This window comes from Pseudomonas sp. ACN5 (genome assembly GCF_002303975.1).
Lineage (GTDB): Bacteria > Pseudomonadota > Gammaproteobacteria > Pseudomonadales > Pseudomonadaceae > Aquipseudomonas > Aquipseudomonas laurylsulfatiphila.
In genome coordinates this window covers 48,343-73,069 of the sequence record NZ_MRCP01000008.1, presented here as the reverse complement: position 1 = coordinate 73,069, position 24,727 = coordinate 48,343, and the positions used below count along the sequence as shown (strand labels likewise).

The 24,727-nt window shown below is 59.3% G+C and carries 26 protein-coding genes; 20 read left to right on the top strand and 6 right to left on the bottom strand.

Annotated features, from left to right (window positions below; translation table 11 throughout):
• The first annotated feature begins 110 nt into the window (after window positions 1–110).
• Together hmpA and BSF40_RS16285 are read left to right on the top strand one after the other, a co-directional pair.
• A complete protein-coding gene (gene hmpA, locus BSF40_RS16290) occupies window positions 111–1,292 on the top strand; it encodes an NO-inducible flavohemoprotein (protein WP_095965837.1) in 1,182 nt (393 codons plus the stop codon).
• 271 nt (window positions 1,293–1,563) lie between these two features.
• A complete protein-coding gene (locus BSF40_RS16285) occupies window positions 1,564–2,073 on the top strand; it encodes a disulfide bond formation protein B (RefSeq protein WP_007970367.1) in 510 nt (169 codons plus the stop codon).
• A 551-nt stretch (window positions 2,074–2,624) separates the two neighbouring features.
• On the opposite strand, the gene BSF40_RS16280 is transcribed toward BSF40_RS16285, so the two are convergent.
• The gene (locus BSF40_RS16280; protein WP_041474780.1) at window positions 2,625–2,885 is read right to left on the bottom strand and encodes a hypothetical protein; all 261 of its coding nucleotides are present in this window, start codon (window positions 2,883–2,885) and stop codon (window positions 2,625–2,627) included.
• Window positions 2,886–2,912: 27 nt separating this feature from the next.
• Here BSF40_RS16280 and cyoA point away from each other — a divergent pair, with 27 nt between their 5' ends.
• The 7 genes from cyoA (at window position 2,913) to BSF40_RS16245 (ending at window position 9,061) form a co-directional block, all read left to right on the top strand.
• Window positions 2,913–3,857, top strand: coding sequence for a ubiquinol oxidase subunit II (gene cyoA, locus BSF40_RS16275; RefSeq protein ID WP_095965836.1), 945 nt, complete (start codon window positions 2,913–2,915; stop codon window positions 3,855–3,857).
• A gap of 3 nt (window positions 3,858–3,860) precedes the next feature.
• Window positions 3,861–5,891 carry a cytochrome o ubiquinol oxidase subunit I gene (cyoB, locus tag BSF40_RS16270; RefSeq protein WP_015093557.1) on the top strand — a complete coding sequence of 677 codons (2,031 nt, stop codon included), beginning with the start codon at window positions 3,861–3,863 and terminating at the stop codon, window positions 5,889–5,891.
• Window positions 5,892–5,894: 3 nt separating this feature from the next.
• Window positions 5,895–6,521: a cytochrome o ubiquinol oxidase subunit III gene (locus BSF40_RS16265; RefSeq protein ID WP_015093558.1), complete on the top strand. Its 627-nt coding sequence runs from the start codon at window positions 5,895–5,897 to the stop codon at window positions 6,519–6,521.
• Window positions 6,522–6,857: a cytochrome o ubiquinol oxidase subunit IV gene (cyoD, locus tag BSF40_RS16260; RefSeq protein WP_015093559.1), complete on the top strand. Its 336-nt coding sequence runs from the start codon at window positions 6,522–6,524 to the stop codon at window positions 6,855–6,857.
• Window positions 6,858–6,868: 11 nt separating this feature from the next.
• Window positions 6,869–7,756, top strand: coding sequence for a heme o synthase (gene cyoE, locus BSF40_RS16255; protein WP_095965835.1), 888 nt, complete (start codon window positions 6,869–6,871; stop codon window positions 7,754–7,756).
• Between the two features lie 230 nt (window positions 7,757–7,986).
• Window positions 7,987–8,625: a DUF6036 family nucleotidyltransferase gene (locus tag BSF40_RS16250; RefSeq protein ID WP_172435719.1), complete on the top strand. Its 639-nt coding sequence runs from the start codon at window positions 7,987–7,989 to the stop codon at window positions 8,623–8,625.
• On the top strand, window positions 8,609–9,061 hold the full coding sequence (locus BSF40_RS16245; protein ID WP_095965834.1) for a hypothetical protein: 453 nt from the start codon (window positions 8,609–8,611) through the stop codon (window positions 9,059–9,061). Before BSF40_RS16250 ends, BSF40_RS16245 begins: the two co-directional genes overlap by 17 nt.
• Before the next feature lie 100 nt (window positions 9,062–9,161).
• Here BSF40_RS16245 and BSF40_RS16240 read toward each other — a convergent pair whose 3' ends face one another.
• Window positions 9,162–9,440, bottom strand: a complete 279-nt coding sequence (locus BSF40_RS16240) for a DUF3077 domain-containing protein (protein WP_095965833.1) — start codon at window positions 9,438–9,440, stop codon at window positions 9,162–9,164.
• A gap of 622 nt (window positions 9,441–10,062) precedes the next feature.
• Window positions 10,063–11,481 (bottom strand): PLP-dependent aminotransferase family protein, encoded by a 1,419-nt coding sequence (locus BSF40_RS16235; RefSeq protein ID WP_095965832.1) that lies wholly within the window; start codon window positions 11,479–11,481, stop codon window positions 10,063–10,065.
• 148 nt (window positions 11,482–11,629) lie between these two features.
• Between BSF40_RS16235 and BSF40_RS16230 the strand changes: the two genes are divergently transcribed.
• The 10 genes from BSF40_RS16230 (at window position 11,630) to BSF40_RS16185 (ending at window position 20,942) form a co-directional block, all read left to right on the top strand.
• On the top strand, window positions 11,630–12,730 hold the full coding sequence (locus BSF40_RS16230) for a hypothetical protein (RefSeq protein WP_095965831.1): 1,101 nt from the start codon (window positions 11,630–11,632) through the stop codon (window positions 12,728–12,730).
• Window positions 12,731–12,772: 42 nt separating this feature from the next.
• Window positions 12,773–14,053, top strand: coding sequence for an acetyl-CoA carboxylase biotin carboxylase subunit family protein (locus BSF40_RS16225; RefSeq protein ID WP_095965830.1), 1,281 nt, complete (start codon window positions 12,773–12,775; stop codon window positions 14,051–14,053).
• Between the two features lie 48 nt (window positions 14,054–14,101).
• Window positions 14,102–14,596 (top strand): RidA family protein, encoded by a 495-nt coding sequence (locus BSF40_RS16220; protein ID WP_046040191.1) that lies wholly within the window; start codon window positions 14,102–14,104, stop codon window positions 14,594–14,596.
• A gap of 84 nt (window positions 14,597–14,680) precedes the next feature.
• Window positions 14,681–15,166, top strand: a complete 486-nt coding sequence (locus tag BSF40_RS16215) for a cupin domain-containing protein (RefSeq protein WP_095965829.1) — start codon at window positions 14,681–14,683, stop codon at window positions 15,164–15,166.
• Between the two features lie 232 nt (window positions 15,167–15,398).
• Window positions 15,399–16,043 (top strand): glutathione transferase, encoded by a 645-nt coding sequence (yfcF, locus tag BSF40_RS16210; RefSeq protein ID WP_095965828.1) that lies wholly within the window; start codon window positions 15,399–15,401, stop codon window positions 16,041–16,043.
• 32 nt (window positions 16,044–16,075) lie between these two features.
• Window positions 16,076–17,416, top strand: a complete 1,341-nt coding sequence (locus BSF40_RS16205) for a KamA family radical SAM protein (protein WP_095965827.1) — start codon at window positions 16,076–16,078, stop codon at window positions 17,414–17,416.
• A gap of 31 nt (window positions 17,417–17,447) precedes the next feature.
• A complete protein-coding gene (locus tag BSF40_RS16200) occupies window positions 17,448–18,320 on the top strand; it encodes a branched-chain amino acid aminotransferase (RefSeq protein WP_095965989.1) in 873 nt (290 codons plus the stop codon).
• 21 nt (window positions 18,321–18,341) lie between these two features.
• Window positions 18,342–19,100 (top strand): TauD/TfdA family dioxygenase, encoded by a 759-nt coding sequence (locus BSF40_RS16195; RefSeq protein WP_095965826.1) that lies wholly within the window; start codon window positions 18,342–18,344, stop codon window positions 19,098–19,100.
• 67 nt (window positions 19,101–19,167) lie between these two features.
• Entirely contained in the window at window positions 19,168–20,127 is a 960-nt protein-coding gene (locus BSF40_RS16190) for a diiron oxygenase (protein WP_095965825.1), read from the top strand.
• A 14-nt stretch (window positions 20,128–20,141) separates the two neighbouring features.
• Window positions 20,142–20,942: an N-acyl homoserine lactonase family protein gene (locus tag BSF40_RS16185; RefSeq protein ID WP_095965824.1), complete on the top strand. Its 801-nt coding sequence runs from the start codon at window positions 20,142–20,144 to the stop codon at window positions 20,940–20,942.
• 114 nt (window positions 20,943–21,056) lie between these two features.
• On the opposite strand, the gene BSF40_RS16180 is transcribed toward BSF40_RS16185, so the two are convergent.
• On the bottom strand, window positions 21,057–22,487 hold the full coding sequence (locus BSF40_RS16180) for a PLP-dependent aminotransferase family protein (RefSeq protein WP_095965823.1): 1,431 nt from the start codon (window positions 22,485–22,487) through the stop codon (window positions 21,057–21,059).
• Between the two features lie 400 nt (window positions 22,488–22,887).
• Window positions 22,888–23,592, bottom strand: coding sequence for a hypothetical protein (locus tag BSF40_RS16175; protein ID WP_007970398.1), 705 nt, complete (start codon window positions 23,590–23,592; stop codon window positions 22,888–22,890).
• Between the two features lie 116 nt (window positions 23,593–23,708).
• Here BSF40_RS16175 and BSF40_RS33070 point away from each other — a divergent pair, with 116 nt between their 5' ends.
• Complete coding sequence (locus tag BSF40_RS33070) at window positions 23,709–23,840, top strand: hypothetical protein (protein ID WP_256589533.1); 132 nt, start codon at window positions 23,709–23,711, stop codon at window positions 23,838–23,840.
• 54 nt (window positions 23,841–23,894) lie between these two features.
• Here the strand turns inward: BSF40_RS33070 and BSF40_RS16170 are convergent, their stop codons facing one another.
• Entirely contained in the window at window positions 23,895–24,722 is an 828-nt protein-coding gene (locus BSF40_RS16170; RefSeq protein WP_095965822.1) for an ABC transporter permease, read from the bottom strand.
• Window positions 24,723–24,727: the final 5 nt, after the last annotated feature.

The window sequence follows — 24,727 nt, the reverse complement described above, 5'->3', positions numbered from 1 at the left end:
ATGACTATAGCGTTCTTAACTTATTGATTTTTAACGATTAAATAGTTGGCACGAAAGCTGATATGCATAGGGTAATCCGTTAGCAACCCAAGAAGACCGGGAGTCACCTTATGCTGAGCGCTCAAGACCGTGCCATCGTCAAATCCACTGTACCGCTGCTCGAAAGCGGTGGTGAGGCGCTGATCACGCACTTCTACCGCATGATGCTTTCCGAATACCCGCAAGTCCGCCCGCTGTTCAACCAGGCCCACCAGGCCAGCGGTGACCAGCCGCGTGCCTTGGCCAACGGCGTATTGATGTATGCGCGCCATATCGATCAGCTCGACCAGTTGGGCGACCTGGTGGCCAAGATCATCAACAAGCACGTGGCCCTGCAGATCCTGCCTGAGCACTATCCGATTGTCGGCAGCTGCCTGCTGCGGGCCATCGCCGAAGTACTGGGCGAAGAGATCGCCACCCCTGAAGTGATCGCGGCCTGGGGCGCGGCCTACGGCCAACTGGCGGACATCCTGATCGGTGCCGAAGCCAGCGTTTACGACCAAAAAGAACAGGCCCACGGCGGCTGGCGCGGGGCGCGGGAATTCATCGTGGTGGACAAGGTCAAGGAGAGCGCCGAGATCACTTCGTTCTACTTCGAACCTGCGGACAAAGGTCCGATCCTCGCGGCAGAACCCGGCCAGTACATCGGCATGAAACTGATCCTCGACGGTGAAGAGATCCGTCGTAACTACTCGCTGTCGGCGCTGGCGAACAAAGGCCAGTACCGCATCAGCGTCAAGCGTGAAGCCGGTGGTCGCGCTTCCAACTACCTGCATGACCAGATGCATGTCGGCGACAGCATCCAGTTGTTCCCGCCATCGGGCGAGTTCACCCTGACCGCCAGCGACAAACCATTGGTACTGATCAGCGGCGGCGTTGGCATCACCCCGACCCTGGCGATGCTCGAAGCGGCGCTGGAGACTCGGCGGCCGGTGCATTTCATCCACTGCGCGCGCAACGGCAGCGTGCATGCCTTCCGCGACTGGATCGATGGCCTGGCCGAGCGTCACCCGCAACTCAAGCGCTTCTACTGCTATTCCGAGGACGATGGCGTGAGCCCGGCGGCGCACAAGGTCGGTTTGTTGAGCCAGCAGCAGTTGAATGCATGGCTGCCGGAGCAGCGTGACCTGGATGTTTACTTCCTGGGGCCGAAAGGTTTCATGGCGTCCATCAAGCGCCATCTCAAGGCACTGGGTGTGCCGGAGAAGCAAAGCCGCTATGAGTTCTTCGGGCCGGCAGCGGCGCTGGAGTAAGTGGTTGCGGCGACTCGGGGGACCGAGTCGCCTGCTTCGCGAGCAAGCCCGCTCCCACAATTTGATCTGCATACGACGCGGACCAATGTGGGAGCGGGCTTGCTCGCGAATGCCGCACTGCGGTCCTGAATTGAAAAAAACGCTCGAAAGTTAATCCCTTCTTAACCGCCCTGTCGTCTATTTCCCCGAATCCCCCTCACATGCCCCAGACTCTCAAAGGTCCGGGCCAGCGTGTAGACTGGCGGGCACTCGAATCTTGAAGGGAAACGCGATGAGCGATGAATCCATGCGGTTGGGGCGTGAACGGCGCTACCTGGTGTTGTTGGGCATCATTTGCCTGGCGTTGATCGGCGGCGCGCTGTACATGCAAATTGTCCTGGGCGAGGCGCCTTGCCCGCTGTGCATCCTGCAACGTTATGCGCTGCTGCTGATCGCGATCTTCGCCTTCATCGGCGCGGCCATGCGCAACCGTCGCAGCATCACGGTGTTCGAAACCCTGGTGGTGATCTGCGCGTTGGCAGGTGCAGGCGTTGCCGGGCATCACGTCTATACGCAGTTCTATCCGGCGGTCAGCTGCGGTATCGATGTGTTGCAACCGATTGTCGATGATTTGCCGCTGGCGAAGATCTTCCCGCTGGGTTTCCAGGTCGATGGTTTCTGCTCCACGCCATACCCGCCGATCCTCGGTTTGTCGCTGGCGCAGTGGGCGCTGGTGGCGTTCGTACTGATCGTGGTGCTGGTGCCGCTGCTGACGTCGCGTAACCGCAAAGCGCTGCGCTGAGATCATCTGCCGCTACGTATTGTCGGACAAAAAAGCCCCGTTCCTTGCACAGAGGAGCGGGGCTTTTTTTGTGTTGAGCAGCGCATTCCAGAGACCAGGTAAAAAGACCCTGATGTGGGGCAGCCAGGGGTGCGACACATGTGCGACATGTTGTCACAGAGTCGGTGTCGCAGGGCGTTCATGGAAGCCGGATTGGCACATGGAATGGTAACGAAATTGGGCTGTTTTGCAGGCTCCCGGTTTTTTCCGTTCCGAACCCGAACAGGCAGTTTTAACAGGGGCTTACGAATGGCCAGAGTCCCCGTCATATCGGGCCTCTGGCAGGGTCAAGGGCACCAGGGAGGCACCTGATACTGTCTGAACTGTGGGCGGAAGACCTACTTATTTTGGTGTTTTTGTTGAGAATCAATTTCGATAAGATGCGCCACTTTTGCGAAAACAGTGAATGATTGTTGCCGGTTCGGATAAAAATTATTTCGGGATGAGACATGGTTTATAAAACGCTACATATCTACAATCGCCCGCACTGAATTCCCGACGCTGCTCAAATCTTAACCAGGTATGTGCAGGAACAGGGTGTCGAGAGGTCTGGTGGCTTCATGCGATGCCCAGGTGTCGGAGCCTCCAACTACCCGCACCAAATGGAATTGGTCTGTAACAAGGCCTTTGACCACGAATTCGAATAAGAACTCACCGCAGGCCCGGGATTTGTCGTACAGCGTCTGACGCACGACGGGCATGCCCTTATTCAATCCAAGAAAAATGCCAACCCTTGGCAGGGTGAAGTGTTGGCGATCAAAACCCAACTGCATTGCGCAAGCTGCTTTAGAGGTCGTGAGATGAGTAAAAACAGGTACCCCAGACTACTAGGCTTATTGCCGCTGATCGGCACGTTGTTGCTGTCAGGCTGCAACATGACCTTGCTCAATCCCAAGGGCCAGGTCGGTCTGGACGAGCGAAACCTGATCATCACCGCAACGCTGCTGATGCTGTTGGTCGTGGTTCCGGTCATCGTCATGACCTTCCTGTTCGCCTGGAAATACCGCGCGTCCAACACCAGCGCCACCTACACCCCGAAATGGAACCACTCCACCAAGATCGAGATCGCGGTGTGGGCCGTTCCGGTGCTGATCATCATTGCCCTGGGTTACGTCACCTACAAGTCGACCCACGCTCTGGACCCGTACAAGCCACTGGAATCGGACGTGAAGCCGGTGACCATCGAAGTGGTCGCGCTGGATTGGAAGTGGCTGTTCATCTACCCGGAACAAGGCATCGCCACGGTCAACAAGATCGTGTTCCCGGCGCACACCCCGATCAACTTCCGCATTACCTCTGACGCCGTGATGAACTCGTTCTTCATCCCTGCGCTGGGTGGCCAGATCTACGCGATGGCGGGCATGCAGACCAAGCTGCACCTGATCGCCAACGAAAACGCTGAGATGGACGGTATCTCCGCCAACTACAGCGGTGCTGGTTTCACCGGCATGAAATTCAAAGCGATCGCCACTTCCCAGGAAGAATTCGACGCCTGGGTAAGTGAAGTCAAAAAGGCACCTAAACAGCTTGAACAAGCTGAATACGCCGCCCTTGCCAAGCAGAGCCAGAACAACCCAGTCGAGCTCTACTCCTCGGTGACGCCGAACCTGTTCCAGACCATCGTCGACAAGTACGAAGGCATGAAACCGGGTCCGAAAGTGAAGCACGAGAAAGAAGAGAAAGAAGTGGCCGCTACGCAAGGAATGGACATGAACGCGCATTCAGCTGCCGGGGCAGAGGAGTAAACGATGTTTGGTAAATTAAGTTGGGAAGCGGTCCCGTTCCACGAGCCGATCGTGATGGTGACCATCGCCATGATCGCGCTCGGTGGTCTGGCGCTGTTCGCTGCAATCACCTACTTCAAGAAGTGGACCTACCTGTGGACCGAGTGGCTGACGTCCGTCGACCACAAGAAAATCGGCGTGATGTACATCATCGTCGCCATGGTCATGCTGCTGCGCGGTTTTGCCGACGCCATCATGATGCGTACCCAACTGGCCATGGCCACCGAGGGTTCGCCTGGCTACCTGCCACCTGAACACTATGACCAGATCTTCACCGCCCACGGTGTGATCATGATCATCTTCATGGCGATGCCATTCTTCACCGGCCTGATGAACCTTGCAGTGCCGCTGCAGATCGGCGCGCGTGACGTTGCCTATCCGTTCCTGAACTCCCTGAGCTTCTGGCTGCTGGTTTCCGGCGTGGTGCTGATCAACCTGTCCCTGGGCGTCGGCGAGTTCGCCAAGACCGGTTGGGTTGCCTATCCGCCGCTGTCGGGCCTGCAATACAGCCCTGGCGTGGGTATGGACTACTACATCTGGGCGCTACAGCTATCGGGTCTGGGGACAACGCTGACGGGGGTCAACTTCCTGGCCACCGTGCTGAAAATGCGTACCCCTGGCATGAAGCTGATGGACATGCCGATCTTCACCTGGACCTGCACCTGGGCCAACGTCCTGATCGTGGCTTCGTTCCCGATCCTGACCGCTACCCTGGCACTGCTGACGCTTGACCGTTACATGGATTTCCACATTTTCACCAACGAACTTGGTGGCAATCCGATGATGTACGTGAACCTGTTCTGGGCATGGGGTCACCCTGAGGTGTACATCCTGATCCTGCCAGCGTTCGGTATCTTCTCCGAAGTCATCTCGACCTTCACCGGCAAGAAACTGTTCGGCCACCACTCGATGGTCTACGCATCGGGTGCGATCTCGATCCTGGGCTTCATGGTTTGGCTGCACCACTTCTTCACCATGGGTTCGGGTGCCAGCGTCAACGCTTTCTTCGGTCTGGCGACGATGCTGATTTCCATCCCGACGGGTGTGAAACTGTTCAACTGGCTGTTCACCATCTACCAGGGCCGTCTGCGTTTCACCAGCCAGGTGCTGTGGACCCTGGGCTTCATGGTGACCTTCGCCATCGGTGGCATGACCGGCGTACTGCTGGCCATCCCGGGTGCCGACTTCGTTCTGCACAACAGCCTGTTCGTGATCGCGCACTTCCACAACGTGATCATCGGCGGTGCGGTATTCGGTTACATCGCAGGTTTCGCGTTCTACTTCCCTAAAGCGTTCGGCTTCAAGCTGCACGAAGGCTGGGGCAAGGCAGCGTTCTGGTTCTGGATCTCGGGCTTCTTCGTCGCATTCATGCCGCTCTACGCTCTGGGCTTCATGGGTATGACCCGTCGCCTGAACGCCACCACCAACCCTGAGTGGGTGCCGTACCTGTACGTCGCCATGTTCGGTGCGGTGATGATCGCCGTGGGTATCGCTTGCCAGCTGATCCAGCTGTACGTCAGCGTGCGTGACCGCAACAAGCCGGAAAACATGTGCGAACACGGTGACCCGTGGAATGCCCACACCCTGGAATGGTCGACTTCGTCGCCACCACCGTTCTACAACTTCGCCGTGCTGCCGAAAGCCGACTGCATCGACCCGTTCACCGAAGCCAAGGAAAACGGCACCGCTTACAAGGCTCCGGCCAAGTACCAGCCGATCCACATGCCTAACAACACCGCCACCGGTGTGGTCATGGGTGCTCTGTTGACCGTGTTCGGTTTCGCGATGATCTGGCACATCTGGTGGCTGGCAATCGCTAGCCTGGCCGGCACCGTGATCTACTTCGTGATCCACGCGGCCCGTGATGATCAAGGCTATATGGTGCCGGTCGATGTGATCGAGCGCATCGAAGCCGAGCAGCACAAGCGTCTGGTAGCGGCAGGGAAAATTCCGGCCACCGCCACCCGTGTTGAAACCTCGTTGGAACAGGCTTAAACCATGTCGAATTTAGTGACCAATGCTGGACACACCCATGTCGATGGACATGGGCATGATGACCACCACCACGACTCGGGCGAGATGACCGTATACGGTTTCTGGCTCTACCTGATGACCGACTGCATTCTGTTTGCGTCGATCTTCGCGGTGTACGCGGTACTGGTTAACAACGTAGCGGGTGGCCCGTCGGGTCACGACATCTTCGAACTGCCATACGTACTGGGCGAAACCGCTCTTCTGTTGTTCAGTTCGATCACCTACGGCTTCGCCATGCTGGCGTTGTACAAGGGTAACAAGAAGGCGGTGCTGGGCTGGCTGGGCATGACCTTCCTGTTAGGTGCAGGCTTTATCGCCATGGAGATCAATGAATTCCACATTTTGATCTCCGAAGGCTACGGCCCTAGCCGCTCAGGCTTCCTGTCTGCGTTCTTCACCCTGGTTGGTACCCACGGTCTGCACGTGACCGCCGGTCTGATCTGGATGGGCATCATGATGTACCAGGTGCAGAAAAACGGCCTGACGGCGACCAACAAGACCCGTCTGAGCTGCCTGAGCCTGTTCTGGCACTTCCTGGACGTTGTCTGGATCTGCGTATTCACCGTTGTTTATCTGATGGGGACTATGTAAATGGCTAACCCAGCTCATTCCCACCACGACGACGCCGGTCACGGCAGCTACAAGTCGTACGCCATCGGCTTCATCCTGTCGGTGATCCTGACCGTCATTCCATTCGGTCTGGTGATGTACCCGACGCTGCCGAAGTCGATCACCCTGTTGATCGTCCTGGCGTTCGCGATCGTCCAGGTGCTGGTGCACCTGGTGTACTTCCTGCACCTGGACCGTTCGGCCGCGCAGCGTAACAACGTGATTGCGTTTGTCTTCGCCGCGATCGTGATTGTCCTGCTGGTTGGCTTGTCGCTGTGGATCATGTTCAGCATCCACACGTTCATGATGGCGAAGTGAGGTAGATCCGCATGTCCCTTAAGCACTTTATCCAAATCACCAAACCGGGGATCATTTTCGGTAACGTGCTTTCTGTGGCAGGCGGATTTTTCCTGGCCTCCAAAGGGCATGTCGATCTGGCCATCTTCCTGGCCGCCATGATCGGCACGTCCCTGGTGGTTGCCTCCGGTTGCGTGTTCAACAACTGCATCGACCGCGACATCGACCTGAAGATGGAACGCACCAAGAACCGGGTGCTGGTCCAGGGCTTGATCTCCCTGAAACTGGCGCTGGTTTATGCAACTGTCCTGGGTGTCGCCGGCGTTGCGCTGTTGTACAAGGTGGCCAACCCGTTGGCCGCGTTGTTCGCGGTCATCGGCTTCGTGATCTACGTCGGCTTCTACAGCCTGTACCTCAAGCGCAAGTCGGTTCACGGCACGCTGGTGGGCAGCCTGTCGGGCGCCATGCCGCCGGTCATCGGCTACGTCGCGGTGAGCAACACCTTCGACATGGCCGCGCTGACCCTGCTGGTGATGTTCAGCCTGTGGCAGATGCCGCACTCCTACGCCATCGCGATCTTCCGCTTCAACGATTACCTGGCCGCATCGATTCCGGTGCTGCCAGTGAAGCGCGGTATCCAGGTGGCCAAGAAGCACATCCTGATCTACATCCTGGCCTTCCTCGTGGCGACCTTGATGCTGACCTTCAGCGGCTACGCCGGCATGAGCTACCTCGCTGTCGCCGCGGCCATGGGCATGTACTGGCTGTACATGGCCTGGACCGGCTACAAGGCAGTGGATGACACGGTCTGGGCACGCAAGCTGTTCGTGTTCTCGATCTTCACCATTACCGCGTTGAGCGTGATGATGTCCCTGGACTTCAAAGTGCCGAGCGAGTTGCTGCTGACGTACGCGCCTTAAGCGTCGGATGCTGTAAAAAAAGCCCCGCCTTCGAGAGAAGAGCGGGGCTTTTTGTTGGGGTTTTTCTGGTGCCGCCGCCGCGAGCAGGCTCGCTGACCATGGGGCGAACGGACAGGCGAAAATGCTTACGAATGTACCAGCACTGTCCTACGGGGCTTTCAGGTTGAGGGTCGGAAGTCGTATCTCTAGCCTCGGAATGCTGTCATCACAAGCATCCCAGAGGCTCTACGATGGAACTGCCAGAGGTAATCACCCCGCGCGTTAATACGAATACAGCGTTAGGGCAGGCTTTGATTTCGATGTTCAAATCTGTCGAAGCGGAGTTGGAACTTGAGAACGCAGGACCCGGGGCGGTCAAAATCATCGTCTTCGGTGGCTGCGCTGTTCACCTTTACACCCATCATCGCGTTTCCACCGACGTCGATGCCGAGATTTATGAGGCTCATGTCCCCGACGGTTTGCACCTGCAAACCATGCTTGCAGAGATACCCGAACAATATGTCGATGAGCGATCAGGTCGTTTGATGGAGCTGAACTACGACCTTCAATACAACACCAGTTTTGGCCCGATTCACGAGGACTATTGGGAGCGGAGCCTTCCCTTTGAGGAATTTCCGGTTGAATCCCCGCTGCACGTTCATATTGCAGCACCTGTCGACATTGCCATCTCCAAACTGGGCAGAGCGACTGATCAGGACATTGGTGATATCAAGGCACTTCTCAGGGCGGGCTTCATACTGACCAGCGAATTCCGTCGACTGGCGTTGCAGGCAATTGATGTATATGTTGGCAATAAAGAGCCACCCATCTCCGTTCTTACGAGTATTTTGCACGATTACCTGGAGAACCCAGATGACGAAGCCCCTTAACGGCCACGTCCTCTCATCCGCATTGGACACGCTGGTAACAAGACCTTTGAATCAAGCGGATGACGCAGCGCTCGTGAGCGCCGCCAAAGCGGTCTGGTACTCGAATTCAAACCTGGAAAGCGAGATAACCGCTTTTTTGAATCGTCACACTGACGAAGTTGAGGTTCGGCGCGCGGGCTATCTGCTCGAGCGATTCACTCGATTTACTTGCTTATCGGATCTCCGGGTGTCGGAGACCCTAAATGTCCTCGAGCTATTTGCACATTCGACTTCCAGGCAAGTTGCGACGCTACAAGCCGTCACGCCATTACGTCGACGTCGTGATGAGCTCGCTGTCTCTTGGGGATTGAGTGAGGGCCTCGGCCTGAAAGCCCAAACCCTCATGCCTTTCCAGACCCGGCACTACGAAGCTGAGCAGCGGGCAATGTTTTCCTGAACCCAGCTTGCAACAAAACGACTGCCTCGTTCCGCCCTGAAGTGACAACAATCGTCAGCTTGTAAGCCCCACCCTTCGAGAGGAGGGTGGGGTTTTTTGTTTATGCGCGGTTGTTACACGGCGCATCGAGCACCTTCACCACGTCATCGATGATCGCCTTGCTCATGTCCTGCAAAAAGTGCGACGCCCAGGCGTGCCGGTCGGAGTCGCGAACCGTGGCGGCGTCTGAGGCGAGCAGTTTGGCGAGGTGGAGCGGGTCGGAGGCGTGGTAGAGGGCTTCGATCACCGGGACACCGGCGTTGATGCGGAACAGTGGTTCGTTGGCGTGGTAGGAGAAGGGGGTGAGGCCGATGGTTTTCAGGTCTTGGGGGTTGGTCATTGGGCTTCACCTCCTGTTGGGCTGGAGGTGGAGGGGCATGACTGGTGTAGCAGACGGATCGATAGCGTTCATTTGTAACTCCTGCATAAGTGAAGCTGTCCCGTTCGTTCTCAGGCGAATGGGTGGCAGCTGTGCGCAGGCTGAGAAACCGGAGATGCAGGACCCGGCAGACCCTAAGGTCTCCCACACACAGCCGCCATAGCACGAAAATTCAGGCGTAAAAAAACGCCAACAATCGTGGGGCGTAGCTGCGTGGCATCTTACTCGGGTTCTCAGGCCCGGTCGCTGAATTGGCAGCGACGGGGGGGGCGAAGTTAGCCGGCAAGGATGAGGTCGGCAATCGTAGCGATCTGCTGGCCGGGGATGGCCGGGACACCACAACCCCTGTGGGAGCGGGCTTGCTCGCGAAGGCGGTGTGCCAGGCAACATTGATGCTGGATGTGACGGCCTCTTCGCGAGCAAGCCCGCTCCCACATTGGATTGGTGGTGCCGTCACTTTTATGTACGACGCTGACCCCCTGTGGGAGCGGGCTTGCCCGCGAAGGCGGTGCGTCAGGCGACATTGATGCTGGATGTGACGGCCTCTTCGCGAGCCCGCTCCCACAGGATTGAGAGCAGTCAGTTATTTATGGGGTTTATCCAGCAAGCGGAAAAACCGCTCACGCACCTGCAGACTATCGCTGTGCGCCACGTTGAAGCGCAGGAACTGACTGGCATTCGGCCCTTTGCTCAGCAAGGTACCCGGTGCCAATACCATGTTATTTTCCAGGCCTTGGCGAGCCAGATTCTCGGCATGCAATCCATCCGGCAATCGCGCCCAGATAAACACGCCTTCGCCGGGCAACGAGGAAAGCGAACACCCGGCCTGAGCCAACCAACCGGCCACTCGGCTGTTGGATTCATACAGCCGATCCACCGTGCGCCGCGCATGCTTGGCGTAGCTGCCGTCGCTGAGCATGGTGCAGGTAATCTGCTCCGCCAGTTCCGAGGTCACGCCACCACAGGCCATTTTCAGGGCGACCATCCGTGCCGCCAGTTGTGGCGAGAGCACGGTGTAGCTGACGCGGCTGTTGGCGGTCAGGGTCTTGGAGAAGCCGGACACATAACTCACATTGTCCAGCCCGCTGGCCGCCAGGCGCGGGGTGCGGCGTTGCTGGATATCGCAATACAGATCGTCTTCGACGATGTGGAAGCCATGGCGGTGGCTCAGTTCCAGCAAGCGGTAGACCTGGGCCGGGGTGAACGAGTGGCCGGTGGGGTTGTGCAGTGTGCTGTTGGTCATGTACAGCACGGGTTTGTGGGCGATCAGCAGTTGCTCGAGCGCGTCGAGGTCCATGCCGTCGCAATCCCGGGCGATGGTGATGACTTTGGCCCCGTGCAGCGCCAGGTTGGCGTGCATGTTGAAGTAGCAGGGGTCATCGAGCAGTACGGTGTCGCCGGGTTTGACCAGCAGGCGCATCAGCAGGTCGATGGCCTGCATGGTGTTGGCGGTGGTGATGATCTGGTCCACCGGCGCTTCGATGCCGAAGGTCGCCAGTTTGACCCGCAGAGCCTGGCGCAATGGCAAGTAACCGCCGGCCACGCCGTACTCGCCCATGCGCAACGATGTCGCTCGCAGGGTACTGCGCACGGCTTTCTGCAATTCTTCGGCGGGTAGCCACGAGGTCGGCAGGAAACCGCAGCCGGGGCGCAGCGCACCGTTGTCCAACAGCAGTGCGCGGCGAATTACGCTGAGGGTGTCCTGGGGTTGCAGGTCCGGGCCGGTACCACTTTTCAGCGCCGCTTCGGAGCGATGCACGTAATGCCCCGAGCCCTGGCGCGACACCACCAGCCCCTTGGCCCGCATCCGGTCCAGGGCATCGACCACCGTGGACTTGCCCACGTTCATCAAGTCGGAGAGTTCGCGAATCGGCGGCAGCTTGGCGCCGTGGGGCAGGCCTCCGGTGCTGATGGCTTGCGTCAGCTGATCGACGATCTGCTGCACCAACGGCGCGCCGGGTTGGAATTCAATGGCGGCAATGACTGCACGTTGAACCTGCATTTTACTGGTCTCTCCGGCAGTAAAGTTCGTTGGATTCTATACGAACTTGCCCTGATCAGGACAAGCCTCTCTCTCTACCATGCCCTTACAGACTTTTCTGAATGTCGGCCTTGGTTGGCGGGCGTTCATCCGGTTCCTGAGGTGCTGCATGAGTGTCGAAACAACGGTCGCGGTGGCCAAGCCGGTCATTAACCTGCGGTTATTCACGATCCGGATCATCACGGCTGTTTCGCTGTTCGCGGTGCTGGGCAAGGCCAACGTCTGGCTCGACACGGCCACCAACAGCATCCTGGCCCTTGGATATCGTGCCTTGTTGCTGTTGTTGCCCCTGACTTTACTGGTGCTTGGCCGCCGCTCCCTGAGCGTCACGCTGCTGTGTGCCGGCCTGGGCCTGGTGCTGCTGGCGCTGACCAGCAATCAAGGCATGGTGATGTTTGCCGCCGCACTTTTTGCCTATGGCATTGCCATTGCCGGTTACCTGATCAAGAGCGAAGCGGCCCAGACCAAGGAAGGCGCGGCCTACAACCGCGTGGCCATGAACATGGGTAGCCTGGTGGCCGGTTTGATCCTGCTGTCGCCGCTGCTCACCCCAACGATGTTTTTCCTCGGTGCGGCGGCCTTTGTGTTGCTGTGCCTGCCGATCGCCCTCGGCGCAACCTTCACCAGCGAGCCGGTGCTGGCCCGTCCGGCCAGTCAGGTCGGCAGCAGTTGGGGCAACAAACTGCCGTGGGTGATCGCCGGGATCATCATGGGCATCAAACTGTTCGGAGTGTTCTCGATCCTGCCACAGGCGATCCTGCTCAAGACCGGCGAGCTGCCGGCCTGGTACGGCCTGATGCTGATCCTCAACAGCGCCGTGGTGGTGTTCGCCCAGATGCCGGTGATGAAGCTGATCGAGCGCACCGGGCGCTTCAAGGTCGTGGCGGTGATCGGGATCATAGTCGGCGGTTTTGCCGTGCTGTCTTCGCCAGCTGTGTTCCACGTCGAAACCCTTGCCGGGGCGCTGATCTGGGTGGCGTTGCTGTCGATCGCCGAATGCGCCTTCAGCTACCTCGATTACTTCTCGGTCAAGCAAAACAACATGTTCGTCAAGGAAGTGTCTCTGGGTGTGGGGGCCGGGCTGACCGTGTTGATCATGCGAGTGGTGCCGGCGCCGTACAACGCGCTGGTCCTCGCCGCCATCGGCGCCGGCGGGATCCTGGCCTGGTACTGGCTCAACCGTAAATCCAATGCGTCGCTGCATGACTGAGTCATCGCCGTTGCGGTTTTCACTTTGCGGGTCGGGGGCATTATGAATACGACTTCATGCGTGGTAGTGGTCGGTTACAACGGCAATCGGGTTCACGACATCCAGAAATTGCGCGAGCTGTGCAAGTCGCTCTACAACGCCAGGCTCATCCTGCTGGTCGAGAAGATTCAGCCCCATGACGACCAGGTGGCCGATCACGTCTGCAGCACTTCACTGGCCGAGAAAGACGTGGCGGCGTCCCTTGAACTGGTGGTGGGGTGCCTGAATGCCGACAACTGGAAGCTGATCGGCGTACTGCCGTTCTCCGATCGCGGCGTGCTGCTCGGTGCAGCACTGGCCACTCACTTCGGCCTGCCGGGCATTACCCCGGACGAAGCACGGGCGGGCTTGGACAAGCAGATCTTTCGCCGGCTTGAAGCCACGGCCAGCCGTTCCCCCGAAGAATACCGGCCGGTGTTTTCCGTGCGGATCGAAAGCCTGCCGGAATTGCGCCAGAGCGTCGTCGAACTGGGTGGCAAGGCCTTCATCAAGCCAGCCTGCGAAGGGGCGAGCCGAGGCTGTCGCGTGATCCATCACCCTTCGGAATGCGATGACGCCTGGCTCGCACTCAAGCCCTACCGCGAAGGCGGCATCGTCCTTGAAGAACTGGTGCAGAACGCCCGCGAATACAGCTGGGACTATGTGGCCGGCAGCACCTGGGTGACTGAAAAAACCACCACCGAAGGCGCCTACCGCGCCGAGATCCAGCAAGTCGTCCCTGCACCGCTTGCGGCGCAGGTTCAGGCACGCTTGATGGCTGCCGGTCGGCATATGGCGGGTCTGGTGTCCGGGGACAACGGTGCCTGGCACAACGAAGTGTTCCTGCGCCGCGACAACCTGACCAGCGCCGTGGAAACCAACATGCGCCCTGGCGGCATGCACATCTGGGACCTGGCCAAGCACGCCTTCGTCAATTTCGATCCGTGGGAACGCTGGGTGCGCTGGGCGGTGGAAGGCAAGACCGAGCAGCATGAGCCAGTGGCTCGCGGCTACTGCGGCATTCGCCTGCTAAGAGCGCCAGCCGGCGGCATCCTGCGGGCAACACCAAACATCGAGGCCCTGGCCCGCGCACTGCGTATCGACCTGGTGGAAGGGCAGTACGCCAAACGTATCGGCGACTCGGTCAGCGCACTGGTCAAAGACAATTTCTCATTCATCGGCCACATCGTGTTGTTCAACGAGCACTACGGACAACTGAGCAACGACCTGTTGCGTCTGGCCGAGTCGATTGAGTCACGCATCGAGGTGACTTGCCTGGCACCGGCCACCCGCGCCGTGTGCTGAGCCCGCAAGCACCAGGTTTTTGCATTACTGATTAAGAGGGTTCGATCAATGATCCAGCACATGACCTGCGATGAACGCTTCATCGCCCTGGCCAAAGAGTTTGGTTATGACATCTACGGCGAAAACACCGCCGGCGGGCATTACGCACCGCTGATCCGTCATCACGATGAGCTGTACATCAGCGGCCTGGTGCCACGCATGAACGGCAAGATCCATTACCCCGGCCGCGTCGGGCTGGACCTCAGCATGGCCGATGCGCAAGCGGCCGCCAGCATCAGTGCGATGCGCGGACTGGCGTTGATCGTCGATGCCATCGGTTCGCTGGACAAGATCAAGTCATTGATCCGGGTAACGGTCTATGTGAAGTCCACGGCGGATTTTGTCGACTTGAGCGAAGTGGCCAACGGCGCCTCGGATGTGTTCAGCCACGTGTTGGGCGATGCCGGTAAACATACGCGCACTACAGTCGGTGTTTATCAATTACCCAAGAATGCCGCGATAGAAGTGGACATGATTGCCGCCTTGCGTCCATCGGTTTTGTAAATTAATTCCAGACTTTACAGCGCTGAACCCTATAACTTAAGGTTTAGCGCTAAAGTGTGGGAAATAAAAAGAAAGGGCGTGCGAATGGATAACTTTCAAGGTGCGTTTTTTTCATATAAGGACTTTCGTCAGAGCCTGCATCATCGACCGCAAAGTGCCAAGGTGTGGAAAGGCACTGAGTTGGCGGGAATGCGTCAGACCCTTGAGGCCAGCGACGTGGATATTGTCGCCTTGGCTCACGACAAGAGCATTGACGGCTGTGCAGTGACGCCCGGGATGGCGATCGCCATGCAATGGCTGAACCCCGGTGTGACGCTCAACGGTCACGCCCATTCCTGGTGGCATCTGTTCGTTATCCAGTGTGGCAGTGGCGTGCTGAGCCTCGGCGATGCCGATGGGGTCAACATCAGCAGCGGCGACGTGCTGCTGGTGCCGGCCTGGACCCGGCATGGCTTCGTCAACACCAGCAAACACGAGCCTCTGGCGATGCTGAACATGAGCAACATGCCACAAATGGCACTGCTCTCGAACTTTGCCGACAGCCATGGCCTGATCACCACCCAGCCGTAATTACCCAACGAATCAACCCAGGGAGCCAACCTTCGTTGGCTCCCTTTTTTTGTTTTACAGGCCTGCCCCTGTATCTCCATTTGCAGCGCTTTTGGCGGCGTGTTTGCCGGTAAAGAGCCACTTTCTGTATCGATTGAAACGGACAAATTCTGTATCTATTCAGCCTTCATTCAACTAACTACGATCACTTCCAATGCACGTTAATCCCTGCAGTCAGTCAATGGAGTGCTCTATGGAAAACAGGAAGCTAAAACTGTATGTCGGCGCCGATCATGTCAGCGCTTTCGCGATGTCGGCTTTTGTCGCGCTCAAGGAAAAGCAACTTTCATTTGAACTTGTCACGGTTGATCTGAAATCACGCGAAAACTATGGGGCGAGTTATCGCGATCTTTCGCTGACCTGCAAAATTCCAACGTTAGTTCACGACGATTTTGCCTTGTCGGAATCCTCGGCGATTGCCGAGTACCTCGATGAACTCTGCCCGGGGCATAAAAAACTCTATCCGCAAGGCCTCCAGCAGCGTGCCCGCGCCCGTCAATTGCAGGCCTGGCTGCGCAGTGACTTGCTGGTGGTGCGCAAGGAGCGCCCGTTTGACCTGGTGTACTTCGGCAAGAAAAACACCGCGCTGTCCGACGAGGCCCAAGCCGCCGTCGAACGCCTGTCGTTCGTCGCCGACCATTTGCTGGAGGAGGGCGCCGAGCATCTGTTCGGTGACTGGAGCATTGCCGACACCGACCTGGCAATCATGCTCAACCGCCTGGTTGCCAACGGCGATCCGGTGCCGGCACGGCTCCAAGCCTATGTGCGTCGCCAGTGGGACCGCGACAGCGTTCGGGCGTGGATGGACATAGAGCGCAAAGCGCCGGCCATCGCCTAACAACACTCAGGGCAACCACCAGGAGCGCGGCCATGCAAGGACTGTCGGAGCACGAACGCTACAAACCCTATAACTCACGCACCATCCGCGACACACCTTACTGGCACAAGCTGACGCCGGCGTTGCAGGAGGCCATGACTGTGGTGGCCCGGGTCATGCCGTTTCGCACCAACGAATACGTGCTGGGCACGCTGATCGACTGGAACAACATTCCGGACGATCCGGTTTTTCGCATGACCTTCCCCCACAAGGACATGTTGCTGCCAGAGGAATACGCCTCGCTCAAACAACTGATCGAGCTGGATGACAGCGCGGCGATCAAGCGTCGGATCGAGGCGATCTGGCTGCGCATGAACCCGCATCCGGCCGGACAGTTGACCCACAACGGCGTCACGCTCAACGGCAAAGTCCTACCGGGCATCCAGCACAAGTACCGCGAGACCGTGCTGTTTTTCCCCGGTGCCGGTCAGACCTGTCACGCGTACTGCACCTTCTGTTTCCGCTGGGCGCAGTTCATCGGCGAGGAAGAACTCAAATTCAACGCCCGAGAGTCCCAGGAGCTGGTCAGTTACCTGCGGGTGCATACCGAAGTCACGGACGTGCTGATTACCGGCGGCGACCCGATGATCATGAACACCCGCTCGCTGGCCGGTTACATCGAGCCGCTGCTGGATTTGCCACACCTGAAGAGCATCCGCATCGGCACCAAATCCGTGGCGTACTGGCCGCAGCGTTTTGTCAGCGACAAGGATGCGCCTGAGTTGCTGGAGCTGTTCCGGCGCATCGTCGCGGCGGGAAAAAACCTGTCGATCATGGGCCACTACAACCACCCGGTGGAGATCCGCCAGGCCATCGCCCGCCAGGCCATCGAGCGCATTCGCTCGACGGGCGCGACGGTGCGCATGCAGGCGCCGGTGATCCGCCACATCAACGAAAACCCCGCCGATTGGGCCGCGCTGTGGACCGAAGGTGTGCGGCTCGGGGCCGTGCCTTATTACATGTTCGTCGAGCGTGACACCGGTCCCAGCCACTACTTCGCGATGCCGCTGGCCCGGGCCTTCGAGATCTTCCAGGCCGCGTACCGCACGGTGTCCGGGCTGGCGCGCACAGTGCGCGGGCCGTCCATGAGCACCTTCTACGGCAAGGTGTTGATCAACGGCATCGAGACTGTCGCCGGGGAAAAAGTCTTTGTCCTGCAGTTCCTCCAGGCACGCAATCCGCAATGGGTGTTGCGCACGTTCTACGCGCGCTTCGATCCGCAGGTGACCTGGTTCGACGACTTGCAACCGGCCTTCGGCGAGCGCTCGTTCTTCTTTCAGACCGAGCTCGCCACCGTGCCGGAATTGATACCGGTGTTGCTGGAAACGGCGTAGGAACATTCATGAACAATGGGGAGATATGGAGATGAGCAGTATCCCGTTCGATCAGCGCGAGGGTGTCATCTGGCTCGACGGCGAGTTCGTCGAGTGGTCCCGGGCGCAGTTGCATGTACTGACCCATGGCCTGCATTACGCGAGCACCGTGTATGAAGGCGAGCGGGTCTACAACGGTAAAATTTTCAAGCTGCGAGAGCACAGCGAGCGGCTGTACCGCTCGGCGCACCTGATGGATTTTGCCATTCCCTATGAGCTGGCCGAACTGGAAGCGGCGAGCCATGAACTGCTGCAACGCAACAAGGTGGTCGAGGGTTATCTGCGCCCGGTGGCCTGGCGCGGCAGTGAAATGATCTCCACCTCGGCGCGCTACAACCGTGTGCACGTGGCCATTGCCTGCTGGCAGTGGCCGAGCTATTTCGACCCGGCGGCGCGCATGGCCGGCATCCGCTTGAAAACCGCGAGCTGGCGCCGCCCGCCACCCTGCAGCAGCCCGTTCGAGGCCAAGGCCTCCGGGCATTACCAGATCGCCACGCTGAGCAAGCACGACGCCGAGAACACGGGTTACCACGATGCGTTGATGCTCGACTGGCGCGGCCACGTCGCCGAAGCCACCAGCGCCAATGTGTTCTTCGTCAAAGGCCGGACGCTGCATACGCCGCTGCCGGATTGTTTCCTCAACGGCATTACCCGGCAAACCGTGATCGAACTGGCCAGGGCGCTGGATTATCAGGTGGTCGAACGGACGATTTTGCCTACGGAGCTCGGCGACTTCGACGAGTGTTTTCTCACCGGCACCGCCGCCGAAATCACCCCGGTGCAGAGCATCGATGAGCGGTGCTATCGACCGGGCGACGCCTGCCGCGACTTCATTGCCGCCTACACCTCAACCGTAAACGTCTGATCACCTGCCAGGAATCTCACCATGTCGGATCAAGGGATTGTTGCGTCTCAACCTTACATTTTGCTTGGCCATCGCCATGAAGAACTGTCGACGCTGGGCTGGACTGTGCTGACTGCAGACGAATTTGCCGATGATGTCACCGGCACCTTGCAGGCGTTCGGTCGGATCATTCCGCAGTTCAACGGCCAGACGGCCTTTGCCATTACCCGCAAGCCAGGCTACGAAGACTTGCCCTATTCCCAGAGCATGAACGGCATTGGCCCGCACACTGAGGCGCCGGTGTACGGCCCGCCGCCCCGTTACCTGGCGTTGCATTGCCATAAGCAGGCCACGTGCGGGGGCGGGCACACCGGGCTGGTGGATGGTTACGCGTTCCTGCGCTCACTGGAGCGTAGCGACCCGCCACTGCGTGAATGGCTGGATGAGACGCCGGTAGAATTTGTCGCCACCGCCAAACCGGGTGAACCGGGCCAACGGCGGGTCAAGGAGTACATCCTCACGCCCACGGAGGACGGGGATATTTTCCGCTTCAGTTACAACCAGTTTCACTACGGCGATGTAAACCCGTCCAGGGACGCTCTACAACAATCCCTGGTCGCCAACAGCACCTCGCCGCTGGCCAGGTTTGCCGCGCTCGGCGAGGCGTACTTCGTCGAGCACAACATTCCGGTGCTGATTCCCGACGGATGCCTGCTGATTTGGGACAACTGGCGGATGATTCACGCCCGCAGTCGTTACACTGATCCGGCGCGCAACCTGACCCGCTATTGGCTGGCCTGATTTTTCCGGCGCCTTTCATTCTTTTGGCGTACCCCTTGGCGGGTACGCGTCTTACAGGTATCGCGTCATGCAAACAGCAATCGAGATCGCCCAGGTCGATCATCAACTGATCGTGCGGCTCAACCAGGCCTGGACCAGGCGCGCCTCCGTCTGTGCGCCGGACAGGGCCCAGATCATTGAAGCGTTCGACCCGCTGCGCCCGGATTACCCGGAGTGCATGGTGCCGTTTTTCCATCACCCGACATTCCAGGCCTTGAGTGACGAGCTCAAAAGCAGCGTGGTGACCTGGGGCTGGATCGGCTACAACCTGCGCACCGTCACCGCCGAAGAACACATTGTCAATCCGGCCCTCAGCGTCATTGCCAATCAGTACCTGGGCAAGGACGACTGGCATTTTCGCGAGGCCATGCAACAGACCCTGATCGACGAGCACTACCACACACTGATGCACCTGCGCGCCATCGAACGGACCAGACTGGAGCGGGCGCTGGATCAGAATCTGGATCTGCCGCCGTCCGTCACTTACCTGCGCCTGAAGGCCTTGCAGGCAGAGCTGACCGAGCCATGGCAGCGGGATCTGGCGGCGATCACCTTTGCGGTGGTGGCCGAAATCAGCGTCAACGCCTATCTGGATCTGCTGGCGGATGACCAGACCATCCAGCCGCAGAACCGCCAGGTGGCCGAGCAGCACAACCGCGACGAATACGCCCACAGCAAGGTGCTGGCTGAAGTGGCGAAGGTCATGTACGCGAACATGCAGCCGACCCAGCGGGAGTTTTTCGCTCGCAACCTGTCGGTGGCGCTGAGTGCTTTTATCGCTCAGGACTACTCGATGTGGGAGGCGATTCTGACGCAACTCGGGGTCGAGGAGGCGGTGTTGATCATTGCCGACGCCCGCGAGAGCAACAAGAACGCGACCATCATGCGCGACTACAGCGGCCTGCATAAGCTGGCACAGGACCTGGGCATCAGCGACCAGATCGATTTCGACTTCCGTCCGACCCTCAAAACCACGGCGGCCGCCTGAGCCCGGAGGTGTCTATGTCCATGCCTGTGTACGAAGTGTTCGCCATCCGTGTCGGCGCAAACGCCCAGCGCACCGCCAGGGAGAATTTTCTCTACGACGCCTGTTGCGGTGATCCGAATGCGCCGATGCCGCTGGATTACTACTTCTGGGTCATCCGCAACGAGCAGCAGGTGATCGTGGTCGACACCTGTTTCCAACCGGCCACGGCGGATCGGCGCAATCGCCAGATGTACCGCCTGCCGGAGGAATCCCTGCGACAGCTGGACATCGATCCGGCCCGGGTCGAACACCTGATTCTGACCCATTTGCATTGGGACCATGCCGGCAACCTCGGGCTGTTTCCGAAGGCGACCGTGCATTTGCAGGAAGCGGAACTGCGTTTTTGCACCGGGCCGAAAATGGCCCATCGCACGGTGAACAAAACCTACGAGGTCGAGGACGTGATGTCGGCGCTGCCGCCGCTGTTCGAAGGGCGGATGCGTTTGCACAGCGGCACGGTCGAAGTGTTGCCAGGTGTGACCCTGCACCCCGTGGGCGGACACACGCCGGGCAGCCAGGTGGTGCGCGTGAACACTGAGCGCGGCTGGATTGTACTGGCCTCGGATGCCGCGCACCTGTGGGTGAATATTCGTGAGCGCAGTCCGTTCCCGATCCTCGATGACCTGGCGCAAACCCTCGAAGCCTTCACCGAGATAGACCGCCTGGCCGATGGCGAAGACCACGTCATCCCCGGCCACGACCCGCTGATCGCCGAACGCTTCGCGCACTGGAATGACGATCCGCATATCATTTGCCTGCACCAACCCCCGATCTGAAGATCACCTCAAACCCTGTGGGAGCGGGCTTGCTCGCGAAAGCGGTGTGTCAGACACATCGATTTTGAACGTACAGACGCCTTCGCGAGCAAGCCCGCTCCCACAGTACCGGTGTTAACCCTGAGCTTTCAGGATACGTCCCAACGTCTGCAGTGCCTCATCAATCCGTGGCGAATACGGCGCACCGCAGCCAATGCGCACAAAGTGATCGAAACGCTCGGTGTTGGAAAAGATATCCCCAGGGGAAATCTGGATGCCGACCTTCAGCGCTTCGTGAAAAAACGCCATGGATGAATGCCGGCGAGGCAATTCCACCCATAACAGCGTGCCGCCTTGCGGGTGGGTCATGCTGGTGCCGATGGGAAAATAGCGGGCGATTGCCGTGCTCATCTGCGCGCGTTGTACGGTCAGGGTTTTCCTCAACCGTCGCAGGTAACGTTCATAAGAGGGTGTGCGCATGAATTCGCTGACCGCCAGTTGCGATAACAGCTCGCACCCCCGCGACTGCGTGTGCTTGAGCATCTCCACACGGTCGTGCCATTTGCCAGCGCTGATCCAGCCCAGGCGCATGCCCGGTGCCAGGGTTTTGTTCAGCGAGGCGCAATAGATCACGTTGTCGGTGCGGTCCCAATGTTTGAGTGTGGACAGCGGCTGCTCGGTGTCCACCAGGTCGCCGTAGGTGTCGTCTTCGATCAGCACGGTGTTGTGCTCGGCGCACAGTTTCACCAGCCGTGCCTTGTTGGCGTCGGGCATGATGCTGCCCAGCGGGTTTTGCAGGTTGGGAATGACGATCAACGCCGTGACCCGTTCAGGGCCTTGCAGCAGCAGTTCCAGGGCCGCCAGATTGAGCCCGGTGTGGGCCGAGGCCGGGACTTCCAGTACTCGCAGGCTCAGGCTTTCGATAATTTGCAGCAGACCGTAGAAGGTCGGCGACTCCACGGCCACGGTGTCGCCGGGGCGGGTGATTGCACGCAAGGCCAGGTTGATCGCTTCGGTGGCGCCGTTGGTGATCACGATCCGCTCGGGGGCCAGGTGGGTCTTGCTGACTAGCGCCCGCCGCGCCAGGAGGTGGCGCAATGCGCTGTTTCCGCAGGTCGAGCCCGCGACGCCGAGCAGGCGGGTGTCGTAGCGCAGCGACTTGATCATGTTGTCTTGCAAGGTCTTCAGCGGATAAAGCTCCGGCGCGCAGTAGGCGCTGGCAAAATTGACCTTGATCGTTGCGCGCTGACTGGCCTTGAGCACCGTTGAAACCTGTTGATGAATGCCGACATAGGCGCTGGTATCCAGCGCTGGCGCCGAAGCAACCGGGGCGGGCCTGGGCAGGGCGTCGGGCTGGCGAATGTAGTTGCCGGAACGCGGTCGGGCTTCCAGCACGCCGCAGTCTTCCAGTTCCCGGCACACCTGCACCGCGGTCGACAGGCTGACGGCGTGTTTTTCCATCATCAAGCGGATCGAGGGCAAGCGCTCACCGGTTTTCAAGGTGCCGCTGCGGATAGCGTCCAGATAGTGATTGGCCAGTTGGCGATACAAAGGGGTCGTGTTCATGATGACCTCAGCAGTTGCACCACCGAGGTCTGGGCTGGAAAGTGAGTTGACGCTCCCCGCAGGCGGACCCGTGGTGCTCATGGGTGAAGGGAAGGGTTGTTCAGCGTCGATACTGGAAGAGTAATCGCGGTTTTGCCCGAATCACGGGCAATAAAAAAGCCCCGCACGGATGGCGGGGCTCTTGAGTCAGTCGCTGAGGACCTTGTGGTGAAGGGGGTTGCCTGTGGCGAGGGGGCTTGCCCCCGTTCGGCGGCGAAGCCGTCGTAAACTCGGTGAATGCGGTTTTCCTGAAAGACTCAAATAGGTTGATTGGGGTGGCTGCGCCACCCAACGGGGGCAAGCCCCCTCGCCACAGGCAAGCTCCTCAGCACAGGCACGCCCCTGACCACAACTGCCGCGATTACTGCGCGGCGATGCTATACCCATCGAACGCCGTCTGCTGTTGCAGGGCGGTGATGATGTTCTTGCGGTTGACCGCTTGCTCGGCGCCGCTGTTGTCCAGGAACGTCTCGCTTTCCAGTTCCGCCTCATCGCCTTCGCCAACGAAGGTGAAACCGAGGAACTCCAGGGCTTCACGGTCGACGTTCAGGCGCGAGCGCGGGGTGCGCAGCGGCAGGGTGACGCTGATGCCGTCCTTGCTGATGGTGAACACTTCGACTTCTTTCTTGGCCTTGGCGGCCTTGCTCTTGCCGCCGCTCGGGTTGCTGATGGCCTGGTGCGTCTGGTTCAGCACCTTCAGGGCCAGGCCGTAGACGATCTCCTGGAACGCCGGGTCGTCCTTGAAGCTGGAGAGGATGCGGCTGATCGGAAACTTGCTGCTCAGGTCTTCCAGCGCGGCGATGTCGGCGGCTTCGGCGTCCTTGAGTTGCTTGAGCTGGCCCATCAGTTCATAGGCCTTGTCGTCGTCGAAGCTGTCGTGGGCCTGCCGAATGGCGGCGCGCAGTTCGCGGATCTGGTCACTTTCGCGGGTGGACTGGAAAGCGTCCAGCACCATCTCGCTGATGGTTTTCGCCTGGGGTACGTGTTGTGAAAGATTGATGGAGTTTTCGTATTCCGCTTTGGACGACAAGGTGACTACGGATTCAGCGGTGTTGGAATCGGACATTGAAATTTCACTACTTCTTTGAACTTGAATAGGGGCGAGAAAGCCCGGGGGCTTTTTCAGGCCGCCTAATCTATTGGACCGGGACGGCGTTGTCACGGATGAACAGGCGGCTGGTCATGATTTCGCTTTCTGTAGGAGCGAGCTTGCTCGCGATGGACGTTAACGATGACGCGTTCATTCTGGATGAGCGCGGTGCCTTTGCGATCATCGCGAGCAAGCTCGCTCCTACAGGGATTGCGGCGTCTTAACGAAAAAAGCCCCGCGCTTGTATGGCAAGCGCGGGGCTTTTTCGTGTGAAGCACTTACGAGTGCTGCAGTTTCTGCGCGCGTTTATCCGCCAGATGCTGAACCACCAACCGTCCGATCAGCACCAGCAACGTCAGCGAGATCAACAACACCGAGATCGCCGCGACGCTCGGGTCGACGTTATCGCGCAAGCCGCTCCAGATGCGCTTGGGCAGGGTGTCGACGTTGACACTGGTGATGAACAGCGTCACCGCCACTTCTTCCCAGGACAGGGCGAAACCCAACAGCGCGGTGGAGGCCAGACCCAGTTTCAGGTTCGGCAGGATCACCATGAACGTGGTCTGCATCAGGCTGGCGCCAAGGTTGCGCGAGGCCAGTTCGATGCGCCGGTCGATCTGGCTGAGGGCCACCAGCATGGTCACTACACCGTACGGCACCACCATGATCACGTGGGCAATCACCACGCCGGTCAGGGTGTCGTAGCCCATGCCCGGCGCGAAGCGACCGAGCTTGGTCTCCATGAAGTACAGCACCAGTGCGGAAATCACCGGCGGGATCGCCATCGGCAACAGCACCAGGCCGATCAGGGCCGTGGCCCATTTGGAGCGCATGTACCAGATGCCGAGGCTGAAACTGGCGGCCAGCAGGGTGGCGATGAGGCTGGTGGCGAAGGCGATGCTCAGGCTCTGGCTGATGGCGTGGAACCAGTCCGGGTTGCTCACCAGCGCTTCGTAGTGGCGCAGCGACCAGTTGCCTTCGGGCATCGACAGGAAGCGCTTGCTGGTGAACGACACCGGAATGACCGTCAGCAGCGGGAACAGCATGAAGGCCATGGCGACCACGGCCAACAGCCGCGTACTCAGGCTTGTGCGATGGGTATTCATAGTGA

Coding starts and splice junctions, on each gene's coding strand:
- hmpA (WP_095965837.1), top strand. CDS start 111: ATGCTGAGCGCTCAAGACCGTGCCATCGTCAAATCCACTGTACCGCTG.
- BSF40_RS16285 (WP_007970367.1), top strand. CDS start 1,564: ATGAGCGATGAATCCATGCGGTTGGGGCGTGAACGGCGCTACCTGGTG.
- BSF40_RS16280 (WP_041474780.1), bottom strand. CDS start 2,885: ATGCAGTTGGGTTTTGATCGCCAACACTTCACCCTGCCAAGGGTTGGC.
- cyoA (WP_095965836.1), top strand. CDS start 2,913: ATGAGTAAAAACAGGTACCCCAGACTACTAGGCTTATTGCCGCTGATC.
- cyoB (WP_015093557.1), top strand. CDS start 3,861: ATGTTTGGTAAATTAAGTTGGGAAGCGGTCCCGTTCCACGAGCCGATC.
- BSF40_RS16265 (WP_015093558.1), top strand. CDS start 5,895: ATGTCGAATTTAGTGACCAATGCTGGACACACCCATGTCGATGGACAT.
- cyoD (WP_015093559.1), top strand. CDS start 6,522: ATGGCTAACCCAGCTCATTCCCACCACGACGACGCCGGTCACGGCAGC.
- cyoE (WP_095965835.1), top strand. CDS start 6,869: ATGTCCCTTAAGCACTTTATCCAAATCACCAAACCGGGGATCATTTTC.
- BSF40_RS16250 (WP_172435719.1), top strand. CDS start 7,987: ATGGAACTGCCAGAGGTAATCACCCCGCGCGTTAATACGAATACAGCG.
- BSF40_RS16245 (WP_095965834.1), top strand. CDS start 8,609: ATGACGAAGCCCCTTAACGGCCACGTCCTCTCATCCGCATTGGACACG.
- BSF40_RS16240 (WP_095965833.1), bottom strand. CDS start 9,440: ATGACCAACCCCCAAGACCTGAAAACCATCGGCCTCACCCCCTTCTCC.
- BSF40_RS16235 (WP_095965832.1), bottom strand. CDS start 11,481: ATGCAGGTTCAACGTGCAGTCATTGCCGCCATTGAATTCCAACCCGGC.
- BSF40_RS16230 (WP_095965831.1), top strand. CDS start 11,630: ATGAGTGTCGAAACAACGGTCGCGGTGGCCAAGCCGGTCATTAACCTG.
- BSF40_RS16225 (WP_095965830.1), top strand. CDS start 12,773: ATGAATACGACTTCATGCGTGGTAGTGGTCGGTTACAACGGCAATCGG.
- BSF40_RS16220 (WP_046040191.1), top strand. CDS start 14,102: ATGATCCAGCACATGACCTGCGATGAACGCTTCATCGCCCTGGCCAAA.
- BSF40_RS16215 (WP_095965829.1), top strand. CDS start 14,681: ATGGATAACTTTCAAGGTGCGTTTTTTTCATATAAGGACTTTCGTCAG.
- yfcF (WP_095965828.1), top strand. CDS start 15,399: ATGGAAAACAGGAAGCTAAAACTGTATGTCGGCGCCGATCATGTCAGC.
- BSF40_RS16205 (WP_095965827.1), top strand. CDS start 16,076: ATGCAAGGACTGTCGGAGCACGAACGCTACAAACCCTATAACTCACGC.
- BSF40_RS16200 (WP_095965989.1), top strand. CDS start 17,448: ATGAGCAGTATCCCGTTCGATCAGCGCGAGGGTGTCATCTGGCTCGAC.
- BSF40_RS16195 (WP_095965826.1), top strand. CDS start 18,342: ATGTCGGATCAAGGGATTGTTGCGTCTCAACCTTACATTTTGCTTGGC.
- BSF40_RS16190 (WP_095965825.1), top strand. CDS start 19,168: ATGCAAACAGCAATCGAGATCGCCCAGGTCGATCATCAACTGATCGTG.
- BSF40_RS16185 (WP_095965824.1), top strand. CDS start 20,142: ATGTCCATGCCTGTGTACGAAGTGTTCGCCATCCGTGTCGGCGCAAAC.
- BSF40_RS16180 (WP_095965823.1), bottom strand. CDS start 22,487: ATGAACACGACCCCTTTGTATCGCCAACTGGCCAATCACTATCTGGAC.
- BSF40_RS16175 (WP_007970398.1), bottom strand. CDS start 23,592: ATGTCCGATTCCAACACCGCTGAATCCGTAGTCACCTTGTCGTCCAAA.
- BSF40_RS33070 (WP_256589533.1), top strand. CDS start 23,709: ATGATTTCGCTTTCTGTAGGAGCGAGCTTGCTCGCGATGGACGTTAAC.
- BSF40_RS16170 (WP_095965822.1), bottom strand. CDS start 24,722: ATGAATACCCATCGCACAAGCCTGAGTACGCGGCTGTTGGCCGTGGTC.